The sequence below is a fragment of the Pseudomonas sp. PDM09 genome (assembly GCF_014852305.1).
In the GTDB taxonomy this organism is placed as follows: Bacteria; Pseudomonadota; Gammaproteobacteria; order Pseudomonadales; family Pseudomonadaceae; genus Aquipseudomonas.
On record NZ_JACVBI010000004.1, the window covers coordinates 222,413 to 240,196 of the forward strand.

The following is a 17,784-nucleotide window of genomic DNA, read 5'->3' on the forward strand; positions in this document are numbered from 1 at the left end:
CGTTAACCAAAAGGAATGCGCCATGACCCGGCCCTTGGCAGATATGCGTCGCGATTACACCCGAGATGGCCTGACCGAGGCGCAAGCCCCGGCCGAGCCGTTCGCGCTGTTTCATCAGTGGTTTGCCGACGCGGTGAAAACCGAGCAAGTGCCGGTGGAGGCGAATGCCATGACGCTGGCCACCGTCGATCAGCAGGGGCGGCCGCATTGCCGCATCCTGCTGCTCAAGGGGTTGGACGAGCAGGGCTTCACCTTTTTCACCAACTACGATAGCGACAAGGGGCAGCAACTGGCAGCCAATCCATTTGCGGCCATGACGTTCTTCTGGCCGGCCCTGGAGCGCCAGGTGCGCATCGAAGGGCGGGTGGTGAAGGTCACGCCTGAAGAGTCCGATGCTTATTATCAGGTTCGTCCTCTGGGCAGCCGTCTCGGTGCCTGGGCCTCGCCCCAGAGCCGGGTGATCGCCGATCGCGGCGAACTGGAAGCGCTGCTCAAGAACACCGAGCAACGTTTCAGCGATACTCAGCCTCACTGCCCCGAACACTGGGGCGGCTATCGCTTGCTACCCGAGCGCATCGAATTCTGGCAGGGCCGTCCGAGCCGTCTGCACGATCGCCTCAACTACCGCTTGCAGGGCGCCGACTGGGTTCGTGAACGCCTGGCACCGTAACGTAAATAGCCTACCGATCGGAATACCCTGCCGCAGCGGCCGCCAGCCACTGAGGCAGGTCCCGCCGCTTGATCTTCTGCGCTTGAGCGTTCGCCAGTTGCTGGAGCATAAAGGCTCTTTTCTGTTCGTCTTTACCCGCCAGTGACAACGCCAGATCGCGGTCCATCCAGCGTTTGATCCGCACGTACAGCCACCAATGGAAGTACAAGCCGGCGACGGTCGTGACGACAATGATGAAGTAATCCATGAAAATCCTTGGGTCTGCGGCGCAGATTTTGTAATTTGTCGCTACTGTGTGTGAGTTCGAAAAAGCGCCTGTATCGGGCCTGAATGAAACCAATTTTATCCGGGCAATGCCGTGACAGGCGTCAAGCTGCGGAGTTTAATGGATACCTGTCCTATGGAGTTTGATGCTATGCGTAAGTCTGTTCTGCTGGTTGCTTCCTTTTCCACGATGGCGATGTTGCTCTCCGGTTGCCAATCGAGCCTGACCGGTGACTCCTACTCCCGTGACGAAGCGCGTCGTGTGCAGACGATTCGCATGGGTACCATCGAAGCCCTGCGTCCGGTGAAAATCGAAGGCACCAAAACCCCGATCGGCAGCGCCGCGGGCGCAGTCGTGGGTGGTGTCGGCGGTAGCGCCATCGGCGGCGGTCGCGGCAGTATCGTCGCAGCGGTCATCGGCGCTGTCGCCGGCGGCCTGATGGGCTCGGCTGCCGAAGAAGGCCTGACCCGCACGCAAGGTGTTGAAATCACCGTGCGCGAAGACGATGGCAGCATGCGCGCCTACGTGCAGGAAGTTCAGCCAAACGAAGTGTTCCGCGTGGGTGAGCGGGTGCGGATTGCTACTGTTGATGGTACGAGCCGCGTTGCGCACTAAGCGGGAATACGGGTAAAAGAAAACCCCGATCAGGTGACTGGTCGGGGTTTTTTGTTTTTTGGGGGAATTACCATACTTTCCGATATCGAAATGCAACTTGGTAATCAAAAGCGGCAATATTGATCTTATGCTTGAACAGAGGCTGAAGCTCTGGCACCCACGCCGATAAAACGTCAAATCCACCGTCGTAGATCTCGCTTTCCGCCATCAGGCCTAATGCATCGATTACTGAACCGTCATCACCAAGATCAGCGGAGTATTCTTTTCCGGCTGCTATTTCCGTTTCTTTGTCATACCAGTCCAATCTGATCTTCAGTCCCATCTTGGCCTCACAAATACTTTTTAATGCTGCGGTTTTTTTTAGGCGGGTCTATTTGCTTGCCTGTCAGGTGGTCGAACGAGCCTAGATGGCTTCCATCACTTGCCCGATAAGCTTCCAGCTCCCCATGCAAAGAGTCCCATTCATAAATTGTTCGACCTTTGGCATCAATCCAACGCTCTCGAAGTCCACCGCCCCCTTGTCGTGGGGTTTTCTTTTTTGCTTCCTTCAAGCCCAAGAAACCAGTGATTTCCTCTGTTTCAGGTGCAGAGTGATAGTCGTGATCGGGGTTAGGAACCCGTCTTCCTGAAACACTCACCACAATATAAACCGGCAACACCCCCGAATCCGCCGGAAACACAAGAATGAAATCCTTGTACTCAGGCGGATACACCGGATTCACGATGATGCTGTCAGCCGCCTTCGTCGGCGGATAAACCCAGATATGTGGCGCTTGTGGTGCGGCTTCCAAAGCGGGGATGCCGAGAATGTTTGAACCGTCTTCGGCCGGTGTCCAGATCAGCTCTATACCATCCCCAAGATCAGCCACCTGCTGACTGCCGCGCGAGGTGAATTGCACGACATCGACCATCTCCCAGTCACGGTTTTTACCGGTGTAGAAACCGTATCCCTTGAGACTGCCGTCAGCCTGTTGCTCGACCCGCAGGCGTACGCGGGTGCGGGCCTGTTTGAGGGATCGCAGTTGGTCTTCGGTGTAGAGCGAGCTGTCGCCAAGGCTCGACGGTATGACCAGGGCCACCAGGCCTGCCAAGGTAGCCGCGGCGGTGCTGGCGGCGACGGCGGGCAGTGCGGTGAACGCTGAGCCGGCTAGCGCAAAGCTGCCGAAACCCGCCGGAACCGCAGTGCCACTGATTTTCTTGAGCGGTACAACACCGCTTTCATCGGCCTCGCGAGCGCCGAGCAGAACCAGTTCGCCGTAGTCTTTCAGACTGTCAGTCGGAACAACGCCAGTGGGATTCGTGTAGTCGATGATTGCGTCGGGCAGTTTGCAGGACTTGGCGAACACGCAGCCCGCGCGGACAACGTCGTCCTTTTTCGCAGCGACTTGAAGGCTGTCTTCGAAGGCCCACTGCCTCGCCAGCATGGTGTCGTAGGCATTTTGCCTGGCGTCCCGCTCGGCCAGTTCGGTGGCCGTCATGTAGCGGTGGGTGACGTGATGCCCATCGCCTGACGGTGGGTTTTTAACCCGGGGGATGTCCTTGTTGCCAGCCACTGATTGTCCTTTCGCTCGTCCATCGGCAACCCCTGAAAGAGGGGCTGCGCGACGTTAACGAACGTGGCTAATCGTGGCTGTAGGACGAATCCTGAATGTCGCTAAGAGTGTTCTCTATCGTTCAGGACTGCAGCGCAGTGCTCTTGCGACTCGCTGCTGCCGTCACCGCATAACCGAGCAATGCCGCCAGTATCGAGCCGGTCAGAATCCCCATTCGATCCATCCCGGCGTATTCACTGGTGCCGGGCACGAAGGCCAGGGAACCGACAAACAGGCTCATGGTGAAACCGATGCCGCAGAGGATCGCCACACCCAGCACCTGACCCCAGTTGGCGCCTTGGGGCAGGGTGGCAATGCCGATTTTTACCGCCAGCCAGGTCAGGCCGTAGACACCGATGGTCTTGCCCAGCAGCAGGCCGATGGCGATGCCCATCGGCACGTCGTGGGTGAAGCTTTCGACCGTCACGCCGCTCAGGGACAGGCCGGCGTTGGCGAAGGCGAACAGCGGCAGGATGCCGTAGGCCACCCACGGATGCAGGGCATGTTCCAGGGTCAGCAGCGGCGAAGGCTCGGCGTTTTTCGTGCGCAGTGGAATGCAGAAGGCCAGGGTCACGCCGGCCAGCGTGGCGTGCACGCCGCTCTTGAGTACGCAGACCCAGAGGATCAGCCCGATGATCATGTACGGCCCGAGCTTGACCACGCCGAGTCGATTCATCCCGATCAACGCCGCGATGCAGGCTGCGGCCAATGCCAGGGACAAGGTCGACAGTGCGCCGGAATAGAAGATCGCAATGATGATGATCGCGCCCAGGTCGTCGATGATCGCCAGGGTCATGAGGAACAGTTTCAGCGACACCGGCACGCGTTTGCCCAACAGGGCCAGTACGCCGAGGGCGAAGGCGATGTCGGTGGCGGTCGGAATGGCCCAGCCACTCAGGGCGGACGGGTTGTCGCGGTTGAGGAACCAGTAGATCAGCGCCGGCACCACCATGCCGCCAATCGCCGCCGCGCCGGGCAGGACGATTTGCGACGGTTTCGACAGTTGGCCGTCGAGGACTTCGCGTTTCACTTCCAGGCCAATCAGCAGGAAGAACAGGGCCATCAGGCCATCGTTGATCCACAGCAACAGTGGCTTGGCGATTTTCAGCGCGCCGATCTGAGCCACCACGGGGGTGTCCAGCAGCCCGCTATAGAGCCACGACAGTGATGAATTGTTGATGATCAGGGCGAGAGCGGCCGCGGCGATCAATAACAGACCGCTGGCAGCTTCCAACTGAAAGAAACGCGTGAACGTGCTACGCAGAGGCAAGGTCGCTCTCCATCGATGAATTCAAAAGGTGGCACACCCTAACCCGTACCGTTAGTTGTTAAAACAAAAGTTATATTCTTTTTTGTTATATGCCGTTACAACGCGGACGGTCAGCAAAGGCGAGCCTAGCAGTTGCCGGACGTATTGGACCTCAGCTGTATCTGTGCATGATGTAGGTTCTTTCCTAAGCTTGTGGGCTGAGCCTTGCGACAAGGCCGACTCTTTGCCTGATTCAACGAGAAAACCATCATGAGCGACAACCGACAGTGGGCCCGCGAAGCCATCCGGATCATCGAAGCCGACTTCCAGCGCAGCGCCGATACCCACCTGATCCCCTTGCCGCTGCCGGGGTTGCCGGGCATCGAGTTGTACTTCAAGGATGAGTCGAGCCATCCCACCGGTAGCCTGAAACATCGGTTGGCGCGCTCGTTGTTTCTTTACGCTTTGTGTAACGGCTGGCTCAAACCCGGTGCGCCGGTGATCGAAGCGTCCAGCGGTTCGACGGCGATTTCCGAGGCGTATTTTGCCCGGTTGCTGGGTTTGCCGTTCATTGCGGTGATGCCCGCAAGCACGTCCAAGGAAAAGATCGCGCAAATCGCTTTCTACGGTGGCAAGAGCCATCTGGTGGACGATCCTACGCAGATCTACGCCGAGTCCGAACGCCTGGCTCGCGAACATGACGGGCACTTCATCGACCAGTTCACCTACGCCGAACGCGCTACCGACTGGCGGGCGAACAACAACATCGCCGAATCGATCTTCCAGCAGATGCGTTTCGAGCTGCATCCGGAACCGAGCTGGCTGATTTCCAGCCCCGGCACCGGAGGCACCACCGCGACCCTCGGCCGTTACGTGCGCTATCGCCAGCACTCCACCCGCGTGCTGTGCGCCGATGCCGAGCGTTCGGTGTTCTTCGACTATTACCAGACCGGCGACGCCAGCCTGCGCCTGGATTGCGGGTCACGGATTGAAGGCATTGGTCGTCCGCGAGTGGAAGCGTCGTTCCTGCCCAAGGTGATCGATGCGATGGTCAAGGTGCCGGACGCCTTGTCGCTGGCGGCCATGCATTATCTGGCGCAGCGTTTGGGTCGGCATGTGGGTGGATCCAGCGGCACCAACCTGATTGGCGCGTTGATGGCGGCGCAACAGATGAAAGCGGCGGGGGAGTCGGGGTCGATCGTGGCGATTCTGTGCGATGGCGGCGAGCGCTATGCCACCACCTATTACGATCAGGCCTGGCTCAAGGCCCAGGGGTATGAGTTGAGTGGTTTGATGGATGCCGTAGCGGCGAGTGTCGAGCGCGGCGAGCCGTTGCCGGCCAGCGTGTTGCGCGCAAACATCTGACTCACCGAAGATCAAATGTGGGAGCGGGCTTGCTCGCTCCCACAGGGGTTTTGCGTTGTTTCAGGAATTGCCGGTCAGGCATCCAGGCCAAGGATGTCTCGGGCCACCGCTTCAGCGATGCGAATCCCGTCGACACCCGCCGACAGAATCCCGCCCGCATAACCCGCGCCTTCACCGGCCGGGAACAAGCCCTTCACGTTCAGGCTTTGCATCGACTCGTTGCGGGTAATGCGCAGTGGCGATGACGTGCGCGTCTCGATCCCGGTCAGCACGGCGTCGTGCAGCGAGTAGCCACGAATCTGCTTCTCGAACGCCGGCAAGGCTTCGCGAATGGCTTCGATGGCGAACGCCGGCAACGCCAGGGCCAAATCGCCCAAGGCAACGCCCGGTTTGTAGGACGGCTCGACGCTGCCCAATTCGGTCGACGGTTTGCCTGCAATGAAGTCGCCGACCAATTGCGCTGGCGCTTCGTAATTGCTGCCGCCCAACACAAAGGCGTGGGATTCCAGGCGTTCCTGCAACTCGATGCCAGCCAGTGGGCCACCTGGGTAATCGACTTCCGGGGTGATGCCGACAACGATCCCGGAGTTGGCGTTGCGCTCGTTACGCGAGTACTGGCTCATGCCGTTGGTGACCACGCGGTTCGGCTCGGAGGTCGCCGCCACCACGGTGCCGCCCGGGCACATGCAGAAGCTGTAGACCGAACGGCCGTTGCTGGCGTGGTGCACCAGTTTGTAGTCGGCAGCGCCGAGTTTCGGGTGCCCGGCGTACTTGCCCAGGCGCGCGCGGTCGATCAGCGATTGCGGGTGCTCGATGCGGAAACCCACCGAGAACGGCTTGGCTTCCATGTACACGCCGCGGCCGTGGAGCATGCGGAAGGTGTCCCGGGCGCTGTGGCCGAGGGCCAGAATCACGTGTTTCGAATGGATCTGCTCGCCGCCATTGAGCTCGACACCGACCAGTTGGCCGTCTTCGATCAAGACGTCAGTGACGCGCTGCTGGAAGCGCACTTCGCCGCCCATGGCGCGAATCTGCTCACGCATGTTTTCCACGACACCGGTCAGACGGAACGTACCGATGTGCGGTTTGCTGACGTAGAGGATTTCTTCCGGCGCGCCGGCCTTGACGAACTCGTGCAAGACTTTGCGACCGATGAATTTCGGGTCCTTGATCTGGCTGTAGAGCTTGCCGTCAGAGAACGTACCCGCGCCGCCTTCACCGAACTGCACGTTGGATTCGGGGTTGAGCACGCTTTTGCGCCACAGGCCCCAGGTGTCCTTGGTGCGCTGACGCACTTCGGTGCCACGTTCGAGGATGATCGGTTTGAAGCCCATTTGCGCCAGCAGCAGCCCGGCGAAGATTCCGCACGGGCCGAATCCGACCACGATCGGGCGCTGGCTCAGGTCAGCCAGTGCCTGGCCGACCACTTTGTAGCTGACATCCGGCGCCACGTTGACGTTACGGTCATCGGCGAATCTGTGCAGCACCGCCGCCTCACCGCGAACGTTGAGGTCGATGGTGTAGATGAAGCACAGTTCGGAGGACTTTTTGCGCGCATCGTAGCTGCGCTTGAACAAGGTGAAATCGAGCAGGTCATCACTGGCGATGCCCAGCCGCTGCACGATGGCAGGGCGCAGGTCTTCTTCGGGATGGTCGATCGGCAACTTGAGTTCGGTGATTCGTAACATGACGGGATCCGGTTCGCGGGGCGCACAACTGCGCCAAGGCGTTTGAAGCCCGCGATTATAAGCCTCAAAGGATGATTCCCGTGAGGCAAAAACGATCAGTCGTTACGCGATCCGCCAAAATACCCGCAGCCGCGTTGCACCTGGCCATCGATGCGCAGTTCGGCGCTCATGTGCTGCACGCTGCCGGTGCTGCTGTCGACGCAACGTTGCGGCGCGACCCAGAGCTCGATGCGCTGGTTATTGGCTTCGGTACTGAGGTTGAAGCGGCCATCGCCCAGTTGCTCTTCAACGTACGGCAGGGCCAGGGGCGGCTGGCCGGCGCGGTCGATGACCATGCCTTTGCCGCTGACTCTGACGTTCCATTCCGGGCCATGGCCGGCGGCGCGCAGCGTCAGCTGCTTGAAATCGGGATCGTCGCACGCCGTGCCCGAGCGTTCGACGCGGTACAACTGCTCCAGATCGAGCTGGCCGCTGGCGGTGATCCGGCCGCGCACGTCGGCGAACAGCTTGCCCTGATCATCGGCCAGGCTTGCGGCTTCTTGCAGGACGCTGGTGCCGCCGGTGTCGTTGACCACATAACTGCGCTGCTCATTGCACGGTTGGAACAGCAACTTGCCGTCGGCCGCCGTCAACTGACCCTGCAGGCGGGTCTGGCCAACATGGGAAGCACTTTCGCGCGGGCCATCAAGCAACTGACAGGCGGCGAACAACGGAAGCACGGCAACAAGTACCAAGGAACGGGCAACACGCATCTTTGAGTCTCCTGACAAGTGTCGCCACGTTACTCAGCCTGACCGTTCATCACAACCCTGCAACGTCCTCGCTCTCCCAGAATCAAGATGGCGGTTTAGCCGACGCGATAGGTCTGGCCGGTCTGTAAGCCTTCCACGCTTTTGGCGTAAGCCAGCGCCACTTCGGCGGCGGGAACCGGTTTGAAGCCACGGAAGTACGGGGCATAACTGCCCATGGCTTCGACCAGCACGTTCGGGCTGACCGAGTTGATGCGCAAACCGCGCGGCAGTTCGATCGCTGCTGCACGGACGAAGCTGTCCAGGGCGCCGTTGACCATGGAGGCCGAGCTGCCGGTACGAATCGGATCGTGGCTGAGGATGCCGGTGGTGAAGGTGAAGGATGCACCGTCATTGGCGAATTCCCGGCCGATCAGCAGCAGGTTGACCTGGCCCATCAGCTTGTCCCGCAAGCCGAGCTCGAAGTCTTGTTCGGTCATGGTCGCCAGTGGCACGAAGTTGACGCTGCCAGCGGCGCAGATCAGCGCATCGAAGTTGCCGGTCTGTTCGAACAATTTGCGGATCGAGGCGCTGTCACTGATGTCGACCTGAAACTCACCGCTCTTGCGGCCGATACGGATGACTTCGTGGCGCTGGGACAGTTCATGGTCAATGGCCGAACCGACGGTGCCAGAGGCGCCGATCAAAAGAATTTTCATCGTGATGTACCTGAATGGGTTGGATTTAAATTTAAGTTTAGAGTGGTTTTTTCCATAGATAAGCGGGCTAATAGGCAACCTTTGGTTTTCAAATGGAAACAATCCATGAGCGAAATGGACGACCTGGCGGCGTTCGCGGTGTTGATCGAGGCGGGCAGTTTCACCTTGGCTGCCCAGCAACTGGGTTGCAGCAAAGGGCAACTCTCCAAACGCATCAGCCTGCTGGAAGCGCGGTTTGCCGTGGTGTTGTTACAACGCACTACGCGCCGCTTGAGCCTGACGGCGGCGGGCGCGGCGTTGTTGCCGCAAGCCCAGGCGCTGGTGGTTCAAGTCGAGCGAGCACGTCAGGCCTTGGCGCGGTTAAAAGACGACATGGCCGGCCCTGTGCGGATGACGGTTCCGGTTTCACTGGGGGAAACCTTCTTTGACGGCGCGCTGCTGGAGTTTTCCCGGCAATACCCTGAGGTGCAGATCGAACTGGAGCTCAACAATAACTACCGCGACCTGTCCCGGGACGGTTTCGATTTGGCAATCCGCTCGGAAGTGGCCAACGACGAACGTCTGGTCGCCCGTCCGCTGCTGGCCTGGCACGAGATGACCTGCGCCAGCCCCGCGTACCTTGAGCGATTCGGTGAACCGCTGACACCTCAGGCACTGGCCGAACACCGCTGCCTGCTCAACAGCCATTACAGTGGTCGCGAAGAATGGCTCTATCACCAACAGCACGAGTTACTGCGGGTGCGAGTGTCGGGGCCGTTCGCCAGCAACCACTACAACCTCTTGAAGAAAGCCGCGCTGGCGGATGCGGGCATTGCGCGTTTGCCGTCGTATTTGCTGCAAGAGGAATTGGCTGACGGGCGTTTGCGTTGGCTCTTGCGCGATTATCAGACTCGCAGCATGCCGATGTACCTGGTGCACCCGTATCAAGGCGGTTTGCCGAAACGTACCCAAGTGTTGGCGGATTATTTGATCGGTTGGTTCAAGCGCAGTGGCGAGGCGTTGGATCGGCTTCAACGATAACGTCTCACCACGCAACCCCCCTGTGGGAGCGGGCTTGCTCGCGAAAGCGGTGTGTCAGCCAACATATCTGTTGAATGTGATACCGCTTTCGCGAGCAAGCCCGCTCCCACATTAGTTCTTTATCGTCTGGAGGTCTGAGGTAGGGATCAGCGGGCATACCGCTTGGCAATCAGATGATCAATCGACAACTTGCCCGGCCCGGTCGCCATCAAGTACAGCAACACCGCCGCCCAAGTGCCGTGGGTCGGATAAGCATCAGGGTACACGAACAGCTGAATGGTCAGGGTCATACCCAATAGCGCCAGAGCCGAAAAGCGGGTGGCGAAGCCGATCAGAATCAGCACCGGAAAGAAATGCTCGGCAAAGGCTGCCAGGTGCGCCGCCAGTTCCGGGGAGAGCAATGGCAGGTGATACTCGCTCTCGAACAACGGAATAGTCGAGTCCGCCAGCCGTGGTACGCCGAGTTGAAACGTGCCGTCGATCAAGTCGATGGCCAGGCCTTCCACCTTGGTTTGTCCGGACTTCCAGAACACCGCGGCAATGGAAAAACGCGCGATAAAGGCGATCAGGCTGAGAGGGATTTTTTCCAGCAGCGCGATGGAGCGGGTGATGGGGTTCATGGCGATACCTTGTGGTGTAAATGGCTAATGACGTTGTGGCTGATCAGCAGCGCCAGGGTTTGGCTGAGGTCGAAGTCGGGCGCTGTTTCTAACGCTTGGGTGAGGGATTGGTCATTTTGCAGGCTCTGAATGAAGGTGCTGGCGCCGTGGTCGATGGCAAAGACCTCAATCTCCAGATCGTTGCGCAGCACCAGGGCGTTTTGCCCGTGGCCGAGGTCGATCCCGGCCAGCGTCGCGTCCTGTTGATGCGCCGCCCAGATCGCAACCACGGCAAAAGCTGAAGTCAGCAGACTCAGGGAGGGATGAAACCCGACCGTCAGGCCGCTCAGCGCCTGCGGGTCCGACAGCGCGGCGGCAATCTGTTCATGGCGCAAGGGCTGCGCATCGGCGGCGTGATAGGCCTGAACGCGCAACAGCTCCAGCCGCGCCATGTCGGCCAGATAAGGCACGCTGGCTGCCGGTTCAAAGCTGTCGATGAACTCGGAAAAGTCCTTACCGTAGTCGTTGATGAGTGGGCCTTGAGGCGGGTAACTCTGCACATACAGCCCCGCCATCGCCCGAAAGAACTCATCGCCCACCAACTGCAAAACCACGGGGTAACTGTCGGCCAGGGCGTTGATCAGCGAGCTCTGCACATTGTTGCGATACACCGCGAAACGGCTGGCGGGATCGGCACCATTGGTACTGAACAAACCGTCGGGGCAGGGCCGTTGCGGATCGAGCAGAGCGGCGGCAAACGCAGCTTGAGTGCTCATGATCGGTCCCCCGCGCAATGCAGCAACTCATCGGCCTGGCGGGCTTCGGCGTGCAGCACGCTGAAGGCCGGCAATTGGTTGTCGCGCTCGATCAACGTGGCGATCGGGCCAACTCGCTCCAGTACCTGCCTGTACAGCGCCCACACCGCGTTATCGATGGGCGCACCGTGATCGTCGATCAGCAGACGGTCGCCGAGGCTGTCGGTGTCTTCGGCAAACCCGGCCAGATGAATCTCTCCCACCGCCTGCAGCGGTAGCGCATCGATGTAAGCCAGCGGATCTCTTTGATGATTGATGCAGGAGACGTAGACGTTGTTGACGTCCAGCAGCAGGCCGCAGCCGGTGCGGCGAATGACTTCGCTGATGAAGTCAGCCTCATCGATTGTCGAGCGCTGGAACGCCAGATACGTTGCCGGGTTCTCCAGCAGCATCGGGCGTTTGAGGGAGCACTGCACCTGTTCGATGTGCTCGCAGACGCGGTTCAGCGTCGGCGCGTCGTAGGCCAGGGGCAGCAGGTCATTGAGGAACACCGGGCCATGGCTGGACCAGGCCAGGTGTTCGGAAAAGGATTGGGGTTGATAGCGTTCGATCAGCGTGGCAAGCCTTTGCAGATGCTGAAGATCCAGCGGACCTTCGGCACCAATGGACAGGCCAACGCCGTGTAGCGATAGCGGATACTGCTCGCGAATCAACCCCAGAAAATGATGAAACGGGCCGCCGGCCACCATGTAGTTTTCGGCGTGGACTTCGAAGAAACCGATGTCCGGTTGAGCACCGAGCACTTCACGAAAGTGCTCGGTCTTGAGCCCCAGCCCGGAGCGGGGCGGGAGCCCGGAGGATGAATGGTTCATGGTCGACACTCAGGCTGGGTGCTGATTACGACTTGGCTTTGTAGGCTTCCATCTGGCCGAAACCGGTTGGCGAGGTTTTGCTCATCGTGGTGGCGCAGGTGCCTTTAGGAACCAGTTTGAAAGCATTTGGCTGGTAGTCGGTTTTTGCCGTGCCGGCGCAAGTGGTGCCAGCGCCTGCGGCGCAATCGTTTTTGCCTTTCATGGCCACGCCGAAGCATTTTTCCATGTTGTCGTCGGCGGCATGGGCGGTGGAGACAGCGGCAATGCTCAGGGCAGAACCGAGGGCCAGAACCAGGGCGGTGGCGGACAGGGTGCGGGTGGTAGCAGTCATGATGTTTCTCCGAGATTGAGCTTGGATTGGCAAGCGTTTGTGCTTGCTTACTGCTCTAGAGAAACGACAGGGCGATGCGTTACAGACCATCCCAAATTTTTTCAGAAATCCTCAAAACACCATCAATTCCCTCTGAGAGGAGATGCCGATAAGGTCGTCAGGCAATGCTGATTTTACTGACGCTGGTGATCTGACCGTTCCAGATCATCTCGTAGTGGGCTGTTTGAGTGATTGATGAGAGGGGGCTGGGGGTCATCAGTGCCCAGCAGTAGCTCCCATGCATGCGCACGGAGTTGTACCGCAGACCAGGGACCCCAGCATCCTTGATGGCCTTCCCCAAGCGATGGGAGTACGTGTAATCGACAGGATCGTAGACAGGATCGTCCATCGGAATGGATGCGGCATCCCTCATGGCTTCGTCAACGAAAGTGCAGGATAACCCCCGGAAAACAAACCTCTCGTAATTGAGCCCCTGGACTTTCGACCAATACTGATTCTGATGATGCTGCACCTCAGCCAGTGCGGTTTCCATCGAGGCAGCCAGGTACAACACGCCGAAACTGCCATCGCTGAAACGCGAACCCGCTGGGTTGATGTGGGTGAAAGGAGCGATTGCGTAAGAGCACCCAGGGATGCCGAAGGGAATCTGCGCACGCGGTATCAGCTCAAGCCGGCCGACTTCATTTTGCAGCCTCGGATTGGTGAGGGCCTGGATCTGATACAGCACATCAAATTCGTCCGCGTTTGCCACGTCGTCAAACAGCGCAATGGGCGGAAATTTTGAATTGATCAATCGGTAGGCCTGCAACTGCTCACCGGCCAATACAGCCAGCTGGCTCACCGTTACCATTGTGCGCCTCGCAGCATGTCGATCCGCCGAAACGTCTCGTACAGGGAGATCATATCCCCTTGGGACATGATTTCGAGCGGGCTACGCCCGTTGAAGAACTCGTTTTCGTTCGCCATCGCCGCAAAACCATAGACATTTTCAGGGTTATCAAAGACAAGGCGCAGGGTGGCATGGATGTTGAGAATAAAACTGATGCGCTGCATCTGGTCTGAATCCAGGCTGACGGACCAATCGGGATCGCGCTGCTTTGCCCGGGAATACGTACTGCGGGAAATGCGCAAGATACGACAGGCCTGATCGCTCGACGCTTGCCACTTTTCGAGTATGCCGACAGCCGCTCGCAAACCAGTCACGCACTGGTCTTTGCTGAATGCTTGTGCCTGGGAGGTTGCTGTCATGGCGGTCACTTTGAATTGGTCTGTAGATGCAAATATATTAACAATGTATCTGTAGAGCAAGCTTATATTGTGAATACGCAGCTCCTACGAGGGCGAACCTGTTACGTCAGGCGCAAGGATGTGTAGCTTGCAGGAAGTAACGCTGACACTGATTAAACACGTTCTCCAAAACACCAAAAATCCCCTGTGGGAGCGGGCTTGCTCGCGAATGCAATCTGACATTCAAAATAGGTGGTGACTGACCCACCGCTTTCGCGAGCAAGCCCGCTCCCACATTGGATCTTTGTTGTTGTGAGGTTTGTGACAGGCAGAAAAAACGGCCTGCGAAGGCCGTTTTTTTGTTTACCGCAATCGCTTAACCACCGAGGTACGCTTCGCGCACTTTCGGGTCGGTCAACAGCGCTTCCCCAGTGCCTGTCATCACCACCCGGCCGTTTTCCAGCACATAGGCACGGTCAGCGATTTTCAGCGCCTGGTTGGCGTTTTGCTCCACCAGAAACACTGTCACACCGTCCTTGCGCAGTTGTTCGATGATGTCGAAGATCTGCTGGATGATGATCGGTGCCAGGCCCAGCGATGGCTCGTCGAGCAGCAACAGCTTGGGCTTGCTCATCAGCGCACGGCCGATGGCGAGCATTTGCTGTTCGCCGCCAGACATGGTGCCGCCGCGTTGGGCGAAGCGCTCTTTCAGGCGTGGGAAAAGTCCGAGGACCTTGTCCATCTGTTCCTGATAATCGCCCTTGTCGGTGAAGAATCCGCCCATGGCGAGGTTCTCTTCCACGGTCAGACGGGCAAACACCCGACGACCTTCCGGGACCACGGCGATGCTCTTGCGCATGATGTGCGACGAGTCCTGGCCGACGAGCTCTTCACCCATGTAGCGGATGCTGCCGCTGTGGGCCTGCGGCGAACCGCAGAGGGTCATCAGCAGGGTCGACTTGCCGGCACCGTTGGCGCCGATCAGGGTCACGATCTCGCCCTGGCGGACTTCGACGTTGACGCTGTGCAGCGCCTGGATCTTGCCGTAGAAGGTGGAAACGTTTTCGAACTGCAGCATTTACGCTTCCCCCAGGTAGGCTTTGATCACTTCAGGATTGTCGCGGATCTGTTCCGGCGTACCGTTGGCCAGGGGCGTGCCCTGGTTGATCACGAAGATGTGGTCGGAAATGCTCATGACCAGTTTCATGTCGTGTTCGATCAGCAGCACGGTCACATCATGCTCTTCACGCAGGATACCGATCAGTGCCTTGAGGTCTTCGGTTTCCCGCGGGTTGAGGCCGGCAGCCGGTTCGTCGAGCATGAGGATCCGCGGGCGGGTCATCATGCAGCGAGCGATTTCCAGGCGACGTTGCTGACCGTAGGCCAGGGTGCCGGCCGGACGGTTGGCGAATTCCTTGAGGTTGACCTTTTCCAGCCAGTACTCGGCGTATTCCATGGCCTCGCGTTCGCTTCTGCGGAACGCGGGGGTCTTGAACAGACCGGCCAGGAAATTGGTGTTCAGGTGACGGTGTTGCGCGATCAAGAGGTTCTCGACCGCTGTCATTTCCTTGAACAGCCGCACGTTCTGGAAGGTGCGCACCACGCCTTTGAGGGCAATCTTGTGGCCCGGCAACCCTTGGATCTGCTCGCCGTCCAGCACGATGCTGCCGGCGGTGGGCTGGTAGAAACCGGTCAGGCAGTTGAACACGGTGGTCTTGCCGGCGCCGTTGGGGCCGATCATCGATACCACTTGTTTCTCTTTGACGGTCAGGGCCACGCTGTTGACCGCCAACAGGCCGCCGAAGCGCATGCTCAGGTCAGTGACTTTCAGGATCTCACGGCTCATTTGCGCAGCTCCATGTGGGGGCGTTGCATCGGCAGCAGACCTTGTGGACGCCAGATCATCATCAGCACCATCAAGGCGCCGAACATCAACATGCGGTATTCACTGAACTCACGCATCATTTCCGGCAACAGGATCATCACCGTGGCGGCGAGTACGACGCCCAGTTGCGAGCCCATGCCGCCCAGCACCACGATGGCGAGGATGGTCGCCGATTCGATGAAGGTGAAGGACTCCGGTGTCACCAGGCCTTGGCGCGCGGCGAAGAAGCTACCGGCGAAACCGGCGAAGCAGGCACCCAGAGTGAAGGCCGACAGCTTGATGACCGTAGGATTGAGACCCAGTGCACGGCAGGCAATTTCGTCTTCACGCAGCGCTTCCCAGGCACGGCCCAGGGGCATGCGCAGCAAGCGGTTGATGACGAACAGCGCGAACAACGACAACAACACCGCGATCAGGTAAAGGAATATCACCTTGTTGATCGAGTTGTATTCCAGGCCGAAGTACTCGTGGAAGGTCTGCAGACCTTCTGCGGCAGTTCTATCAAAGCTCAGCCCGAAAAGCGTGGGCTTGGGAATGTTGCTGATGCCGTTCGGGCCGCCGGTGAGGTCGGTCAGGTTACGCAGGAACAGACGGATGATTTCACCGAAACCCAAGGTCACGATTGCCAGGTAGTCACCGCGCAAACGCAGTACCGGGAAACCGAGCAGGAAGCCAAACGTGGCCGCCATCATCCCGGCGATCGGCAGGCAGATCCAGAAGCTCAGGCCGTAGTAGTGCGACAGCAGCGCGTAGCTGTAGGCGCCCACGGCGTAGAAGCCGACATAACCGAGATCGAGCAGGCCAGCCAGGCCGACCACGATGTTCAAGCCCAGGCCGAGCATCACGTAGATCAGCACCAGCGTGGCGATGTCCACCGCCCCGCGGGAGCCGAAGAACGGCCAGACCAGTGAGCCGACGATCAATGCGATGATGATCCAGCGCTGGGTGGTCGGCAGGGTCAGGAAGTGACTGGCCTTGGCCGGGATCACCGGCAGGTTGGGCGAGGCTTTCCAGGCCGAGCTGATCTGCTGGTCGAACAGCACCCGCAGGAACATCAGCACCGAGCACACGGCGATGGTGATCAGCGTTGCAGTGCTGGTGCCATGGACTTCGAGGTTGATGCCGACAATGGTCAGTTTCAGACCCAGTACCGGGTAGGCAACCGCCCACACCAGCAAGGCGCTGAACAACGCCTGTTTAAGATTCCTAGTCATACTTTCTCAACCTCCGGACGGCCCAACAGGCCGGTTGGCCGGAACAACAACACCAGAACCAGTAGACCGAACGCCACAACGTCCTTGTACTGGTCGCCGAAGATATCGGCACCAAAGGCTTCCGCCACCCCAAGCACCAACCCGCCGAGCATCGCGCCGGGGATGCTGCCGATACCGCCCAGTACTGCGGCGGTGAAGGCCTTGAGGCCGACCAGGAAACCGGCGTTCGGGTTGATCACGCCGTATTGCATGCTCAGCAGCACGGCCGCGATGGCCGCCAGTGCCGCACCGATGACGAAGGTCAGGGCGATGATGTTGTTGGTGTTGATACCCAAGAGGTTGGCCATCTTGATGTCTTCGGCACAGGCGCGGCAGGCGCGGCCCAGGCGAGAACGGGAGATGAACAGCGTCAGGCCGAGCATGGCGACCAGGGTCACCACGAACACCACGATTTGCATGTAGGAAATCAGCACTTCATGTGCGCCACCTGGCCCGATGGCGAAGTTGCCAGGGATCAGGTTGGAGATGGATTTGTCCTTGGAGTCTTGCGCCAGCAGAACCGTGTTCTGCAGGAAGATCGACATGCCGATGGCGGAAATCAGCGGGATCAGACGGTTGCTGCCGCGCAGGGGGCGGTAGGCGATCCGTTCGATGCTGTAACCGTAGGCACTGGTCACGACGATGGTCGCGAGGAAAGCCGCGGTCATCAAGAGAGGGACACTGTCGAGTCCCAGCATGGCCAGCCCGGCGATGGCGATGAACGCCACGTAAGAGCCGATCATGTACACCTCGCCGTGGGCGAAGTTGATCATTCCAATGATGCCGTAAACCATCGTATAGCCGATGGCGATCAGGGCATACGTGCTGCCAATGGTCAGACCATTAACCAGCTGTTGGAAGAAGTGATAGATGTCAGGCATTACAGCGCTCCTAAAAACCTGATACGCATTTCACTGGTGGAGTCATTTTCCCGCTCGAGCCCCGTGGATC

Annotated in this window: 21 protein-coding genes; 4 read left to right on the forward strand and 17 right to left on the reverse strand. The window is 59.2% G+C overall.

Annotated features, from left to right (window positions below; genetic code table 11):
- Nucleotides 1-22: 22 nt before the first annotated feature.
- Nucleotides 23-670: a pyridoxamine 5'-phosphate oxidase gene (gene pdxH, locus IB250_RS12305; RefSeq protein ID WP_192344280.1), complete on the forward strand. Its 648-nt coding sequence runs from the start codon at nt 23-25 to the stop codon at nt 668-670.
- Between the two features lie 10 nt (nt 671-680).
- Here the strand turns inward: pdxH and IB250_RS12310 are convergent, their stop codons facing one another.
- Complete coding sequence (locus IB250_RS12310) at nt 681-917, reverse strand: hypothetical protein (protein WP_192344281.1); 237 nt, start codon at nt 915-917, stop codon at nt 681-683.
- A 168-nt stretch (nt 918-1,085) separates the two neighbouring features.
- Between IB250_RS12310 and IB250_RS12315 the strand changes: the two genes are divergently transcribed.
- Nucleotides 1,086-1,550 carry a glycine zipper 2TM domain-containing protein gene (locus IB250_RS12315; protein ID WP_192344282.1) on the forward strand — a complete coding sequence of 155 codons (465 nt, stop codon included), beginning with the start codon at nt 1,086-1,088 and terminating at the stop codon, nt 1,548-1,550.
- Nucleotides 1,551-1,617: 67 nt separating this feature from the next.
- On the opposite strand, the gene IB250_RS12320 is transcribed toward IB250_RS12315, so the two are convergent.
- The 3 genes from IB250_RS12320 to nhaA all read right to left on the reverse strand — a co-directional run bounded on the left by IB250_RS12320 (nt 1,618) and on the right by nhaA (nt 4,412).
- Complete coding sequence (locus IB250_RS12320; protein ID WP_123360561.1) at nt 1,618-1,872, reverse strand: colicin E3-like toxin immunity protein; 255 nt, start codon at nt 1,870-1,872, stop codon at nt 1,618-1,620.
- 7 nt (nt 1,873-1,879) lie between these two features.
- The gene (locus IB250_RS12325) at nt 1,880-3,103 is read right to left on the reverse strand and encodes a colicin E3/pyocin S6 family cytotoxin (RefSeq protein WP_192344283.1); all 1,224 of its coding nucleotides are present in this window, start codon (nt 3,101-3,103) and stop codon (nt 1,880-1,882) included.
- A 121-nt stretch (nt 3,104-3,224) separates the two neighbouring features.
- Entirely contained in the window at nt 3,225-4,412 is a 1,188-nt protein-coding gene (gene nhaA, locus IB250_RS12330) for a Na+/H+ antiporter NhaA (RefSeq protein WP_192344284.1), read from the reverse strand.
- A 246-nt stretch (nt 4,413-4,658) separates the two neighbouring features.
- Between nhaA and IB250_RS12335 the strand changes: the two genes are divergently transcribed.
- The gene (locus IB250_RS12335) at nt 4,659-5,756 is read left to right on the forward strand and encodes a PLP-dependent cysteine synthase family protein (protein ID WP_192344443.1); all 1,098 of its coding nucleotides are present in this window, start codon (nt 4,659-4,661) and stop codon (nt 5,754-5,756) included.
- A 74-nt stretch (nt 5,757-5,830) separates the two neighbouring features.
- On the opposite strand, the gene IB250_RS12340 is transcribed toward IB250_RS12335, so the two are convergent.
- The 3 genes from IB250_RS12340 to IB250_RS12350 form a co-directional block, all read right to left on the reverse strand.
- Nucleotides 5,831-7,444 carry an NAD(P)/FAD-dependent oxidoreductase gene (locus tag IB250_RS12340; RefSeq protein ID WP_192344285.1) on the reverse strand — a complete coding sequence of 538 codons (1,614 nt, stop codon included), beginning with the start codon at nt 7,442-7,444 and terminating at the stop codon, nt 5,831-5,833.
- 95 nt (nt 7,445-7,539) lie between these two features.
- On the reverse strand, nt 7,540-8,196 hold the full coding sequence (locus IB250_RS12345; protein WP_192344286.1) for a COG3650 family protein: 657 nt from the start codon (nt 8,194-8,196) through the stop codon (nt 7,540-7,542).
- A 95-nt stretch (nt 8,197-8,291) separates the two neighbouring features.
- Complete coding sequence (locus IB250_RS12350; protein ID WP_192344287.1) at nt 8,292-8,891, reverse strand: short chain dehydrogenase; 600 nt, start codon at nt 8,889-8,891, stop codon at nt 8,292-8,294.
- Nucleotides 8,892-8,996: 105 nt separating this feature from the next.
- Here IB250_RS12350 and IB250_RS12355 point away from each other — a divergent pair, with 105 nt between their 5' ends.
- Complete coding sequence (locus IB250_RS12355; protein WP_192344288.1) at nt 8,997-9,911, forward strand: LysR family transcriptional regulator; 915 nt, start codon at nt 8,997-8,999, stop codon at nt 9,909-9,911.
- Nucleotides 9,912-10,057: 146 nt separating this feature from the next.
- Here the strand turns inward: IB250_RS12355 and IB250_RS12360 are convergent, their stop codons facing one another.
- From IB250_RS12360 to livH, 10 genes are all read right to left on the reverse strand, one after another.
- Nucleotides 10,058-10,531 carry a DoxX family protein gene (locus IB250_RS12360; protein ID WP_192344289.1) on the reverse strand — a complete coding sequence of 158 codons (474 nt, stop codon included), beginning with the start codon at nt 10,529-10,531 and terminating at the stop codon, nt 10,058-10,060.
- Entirely contained in the window at nt 10,528-11,286 is a 759-nt protein-coding gene (locus tag IB250_RS12365; protein ID WP_192344290.1) for a DUF2063 domain-containing protein, read from the reverse strand. Before IB250_RS12365 ends, IB250_RS12360 begins: the two co-directional genes overlap by 4 nt.
- Entirely contained in the window at nt 11,283-12,137 is an 855-nt protein-coding gene (locus IB250_RS12370) for a DUF692 domain-containing protein (protein WP_192344291.1), read from the reverse strand. Before IB250_RS12370 ends, IB250_RS12365 begins: the two co-directional genes overlap by 4 nt.
- 25 nt (nt 12,138-12,162) lie before the next feature.
- Nucleotides 12,163-12,468 (reverse strand): DUF2282 domain-containing protein, encoded by a 306-nt coding sequence (locus tag IB250_RS12375; protein ID WP_192344292.1) that lies wholly within the window; start codon nt 12,466-12,468, stop codon nt 12,163-12,165.
- 157 nt (nt 12,469-12,625) lie between these two features.
- A complete protein-coding gene (locus IB250_RS12380) occupies nt 12,626-13,318 on the reverse strand; it encodes an RES family NAD+ phosphorylase (protein ID WP_192344293.1) in 693 nt (230 codons plus the stop codon).
- Nucleotides 13,312-13,716, reverse strand: coding sequence for an antitoxin Xre-like helix-turn-helix domain-containing protein (locus IB250_RS12385; RefSeq protein WP_063342700.1), 405 nt, complete (start codon nt 13,714-13,716; stop codon nt 13,312-13,314). Before IB250_RS12385 ends, IB250_RS12380 begins: the two co-directional genes overlap by 7 nt.
- A gap of 355 nt (nt 13,717-14,071) precedes the next feature.
- Entirely contained in the window at nt 14,072-14,773 is a 702-nt protein-coding gene (locus IB250_RS12390; RefSeq protein ID WP_007906649.1) for an ABC transporter ATP-binding protein, read from the reverse strand.
- Nucleotides 14,774-15,541 carry a high-affinity branched-chain amino acid ABC transporter ATP-binding protein LivG gene (gene livG, locus IB250_RS12395; protein WP_008074582.1) on the reverse strand — a complete coding sequence of 256 codons (768 nt, stop codon included), beginning with the start codon at nt 15,539-15,541 and terminating at the stop codon, nt 14,774-14,776.
- Nucleotides 15,538-16,794, reverse strand: coding sequence for a high-affinity branched-chain amino acid ABC transporter permease LivM (locus tag IB250_RS12400; RefSeq protein ID WP_192344294.1), 1,257 nt, complete (start codon nt 16,792-16,794; stop codon nt 15,538-15,540). Before IB250_RS12400 ends, livG begins: the two co-directional genes overlap by 4 nt.
- Nucleotides 16,791-17,714 carry a high-affinity branched-chain amino acid ABC transporter permease LivH gene (livH, locus tag IB250_RS12405; RefSeq protein ID WP_008074580.1) on the reverse strand — a complete coding sequence of 308 codons (924 nt, stop codon included), beginning with the start codon at nt 17,712-17,714 and terminating at the stop codon, nt 16,791-16,793. Before livH ends, IB250_RS12400 begins: the two co-directional genes overlap by 4 nt.
- Nucleotides 17,715-17,784 lie beyond the last annotated feature (70 nt).

Excerpts from the sequence above, each read along its gene's own strand:
- livH (WP_008074580.1), bottom strand. The coding sequence starts at position 17,714 with ATGCCTGACATCTATCACTTCTTCCAACAGCTGGTTAATGGTCTGACC.
- IB250_RS12385 (WP_063342700.1), bottom strand. The coding sequence starts at position 13,716 with ATGACAGCAACCTCCCAGGCACAAGCATTCAGCAAAGACCAGTGCGTG.
- IB250_RS12310 (WP_192344281.1), bottom strand. The coding sequence starts at position 917 with ATGGATTACTTCATCATTGTCGTCACGACCGTCGCCGGCTTGTACTTC.
- IB250_RS12350 (WP_192344287.1), bottom strand. The coding sequence starts at position 8,891 with ATGAAAATTCTTTTGATCGGCGCCTCTGGCACCGTCGGTTCGGCCATT.
- IB250_RS12365 (WP_192344290.1), bottom strand. The coding sequence starts at position 11,286 with ATGAGCACTCAAGCTGCGTTTGCCGCCGCTCTGCTCGATCCGCAACGG.
- IB250_RS12345 (WP_192344286.1), bottom strand. The coding sequence starts at position 8,196 with ATGCGTGTTGCCCGTTCCTTGGTACTTGTTGCCGTGCTTCCGTTGTTC.
- livG (WP_008074582.1), bottom strand. The coding sequence starts at position 15,541 with ATGAGCCGTGAGATCCTGAAAGTCACTGACCTGAGCATGCGCTTCGGC.
- IB250_RS12370 (WP_192344291.1), bottom strand. The coding sequence starts at position 12,137 with ATGAACCATTCATCCTCCGGGCTCCCGCCCCGCTCCGGGCTGGGGCTC.
- IB250_RS12400 (WP_192344294.1), bottom strand. The coding sequence starts at position 16,794 with ATGACTAGGAATCTTAAACAGGCGTTGTTCAGCGCCTTGCTGGTGTGG.
- pdxH (WP_192344280.1), top strand. The coding sequence starts at position 23 with ATGACCCGGCCCTTGGCAGATATGCGTCGCGATTACACCCGAGATGGC.
- IB250_RS12380 (WP_192344293.1), bottom strand. The coding sequence starts at position 13,318 with ATGGTAACGGTGAGCCAGCTGGCTGTATTGGCCGGTGAGCAGTTGCAG.
- IB250_RS12375 (WP_192344292.1), bottom strand. The coding sequence starts at position 12,468 with ATGACTGCTACCACCCGCACCCTGTCCGCCACCGCCCTGGTTCTGGCC.
- IB250_RS12355 (WP_192344288.1), top strand. The coding sequence starts at position 8,997 with ATGAGCGAAATGGACGACCTGGCGGCGTTCGCGGTGTTGATCGAGGCG.
- IB250_RS12390 (WP_007906649.1), bottom strand. The coding sequence starts at position 14,773 with ATGCTGCAGTTCGAAAACGTTTCCACCTTCTACGGCAAGATCCAGGCG.
- IB250_RS12340 (WP_192344285.1), bottom strand. The coding sequence starts at position 7,444 with ATGTTACGAATCACCGAACTCAAGTTGCCGATCGACCATCCCGAAGAA.
- IB250_RS12360 (WP_192344289.1), bottom strand. The coding sequence starts at position 10,531 with ATGAACCCCATCACCCGCTCCATCGCGCTGCTGGAAAAAATCCCTCTC.
- IB250_RS12320 (WP_123360561.1), bottom strand. The coding sequence starts at position 1,872 with ATGGGACTGAAGATCAGATTGGACTGGTATGACAAAGAAACGGAAATA.
- IB250_RS12315 (WP_192344282.1), top strand. The coding sequence starts at position 1,086 with ATGCGTAAGTCTGTTCTGCTGGTTGCTTCCTTTTCCACGATGGCGATG.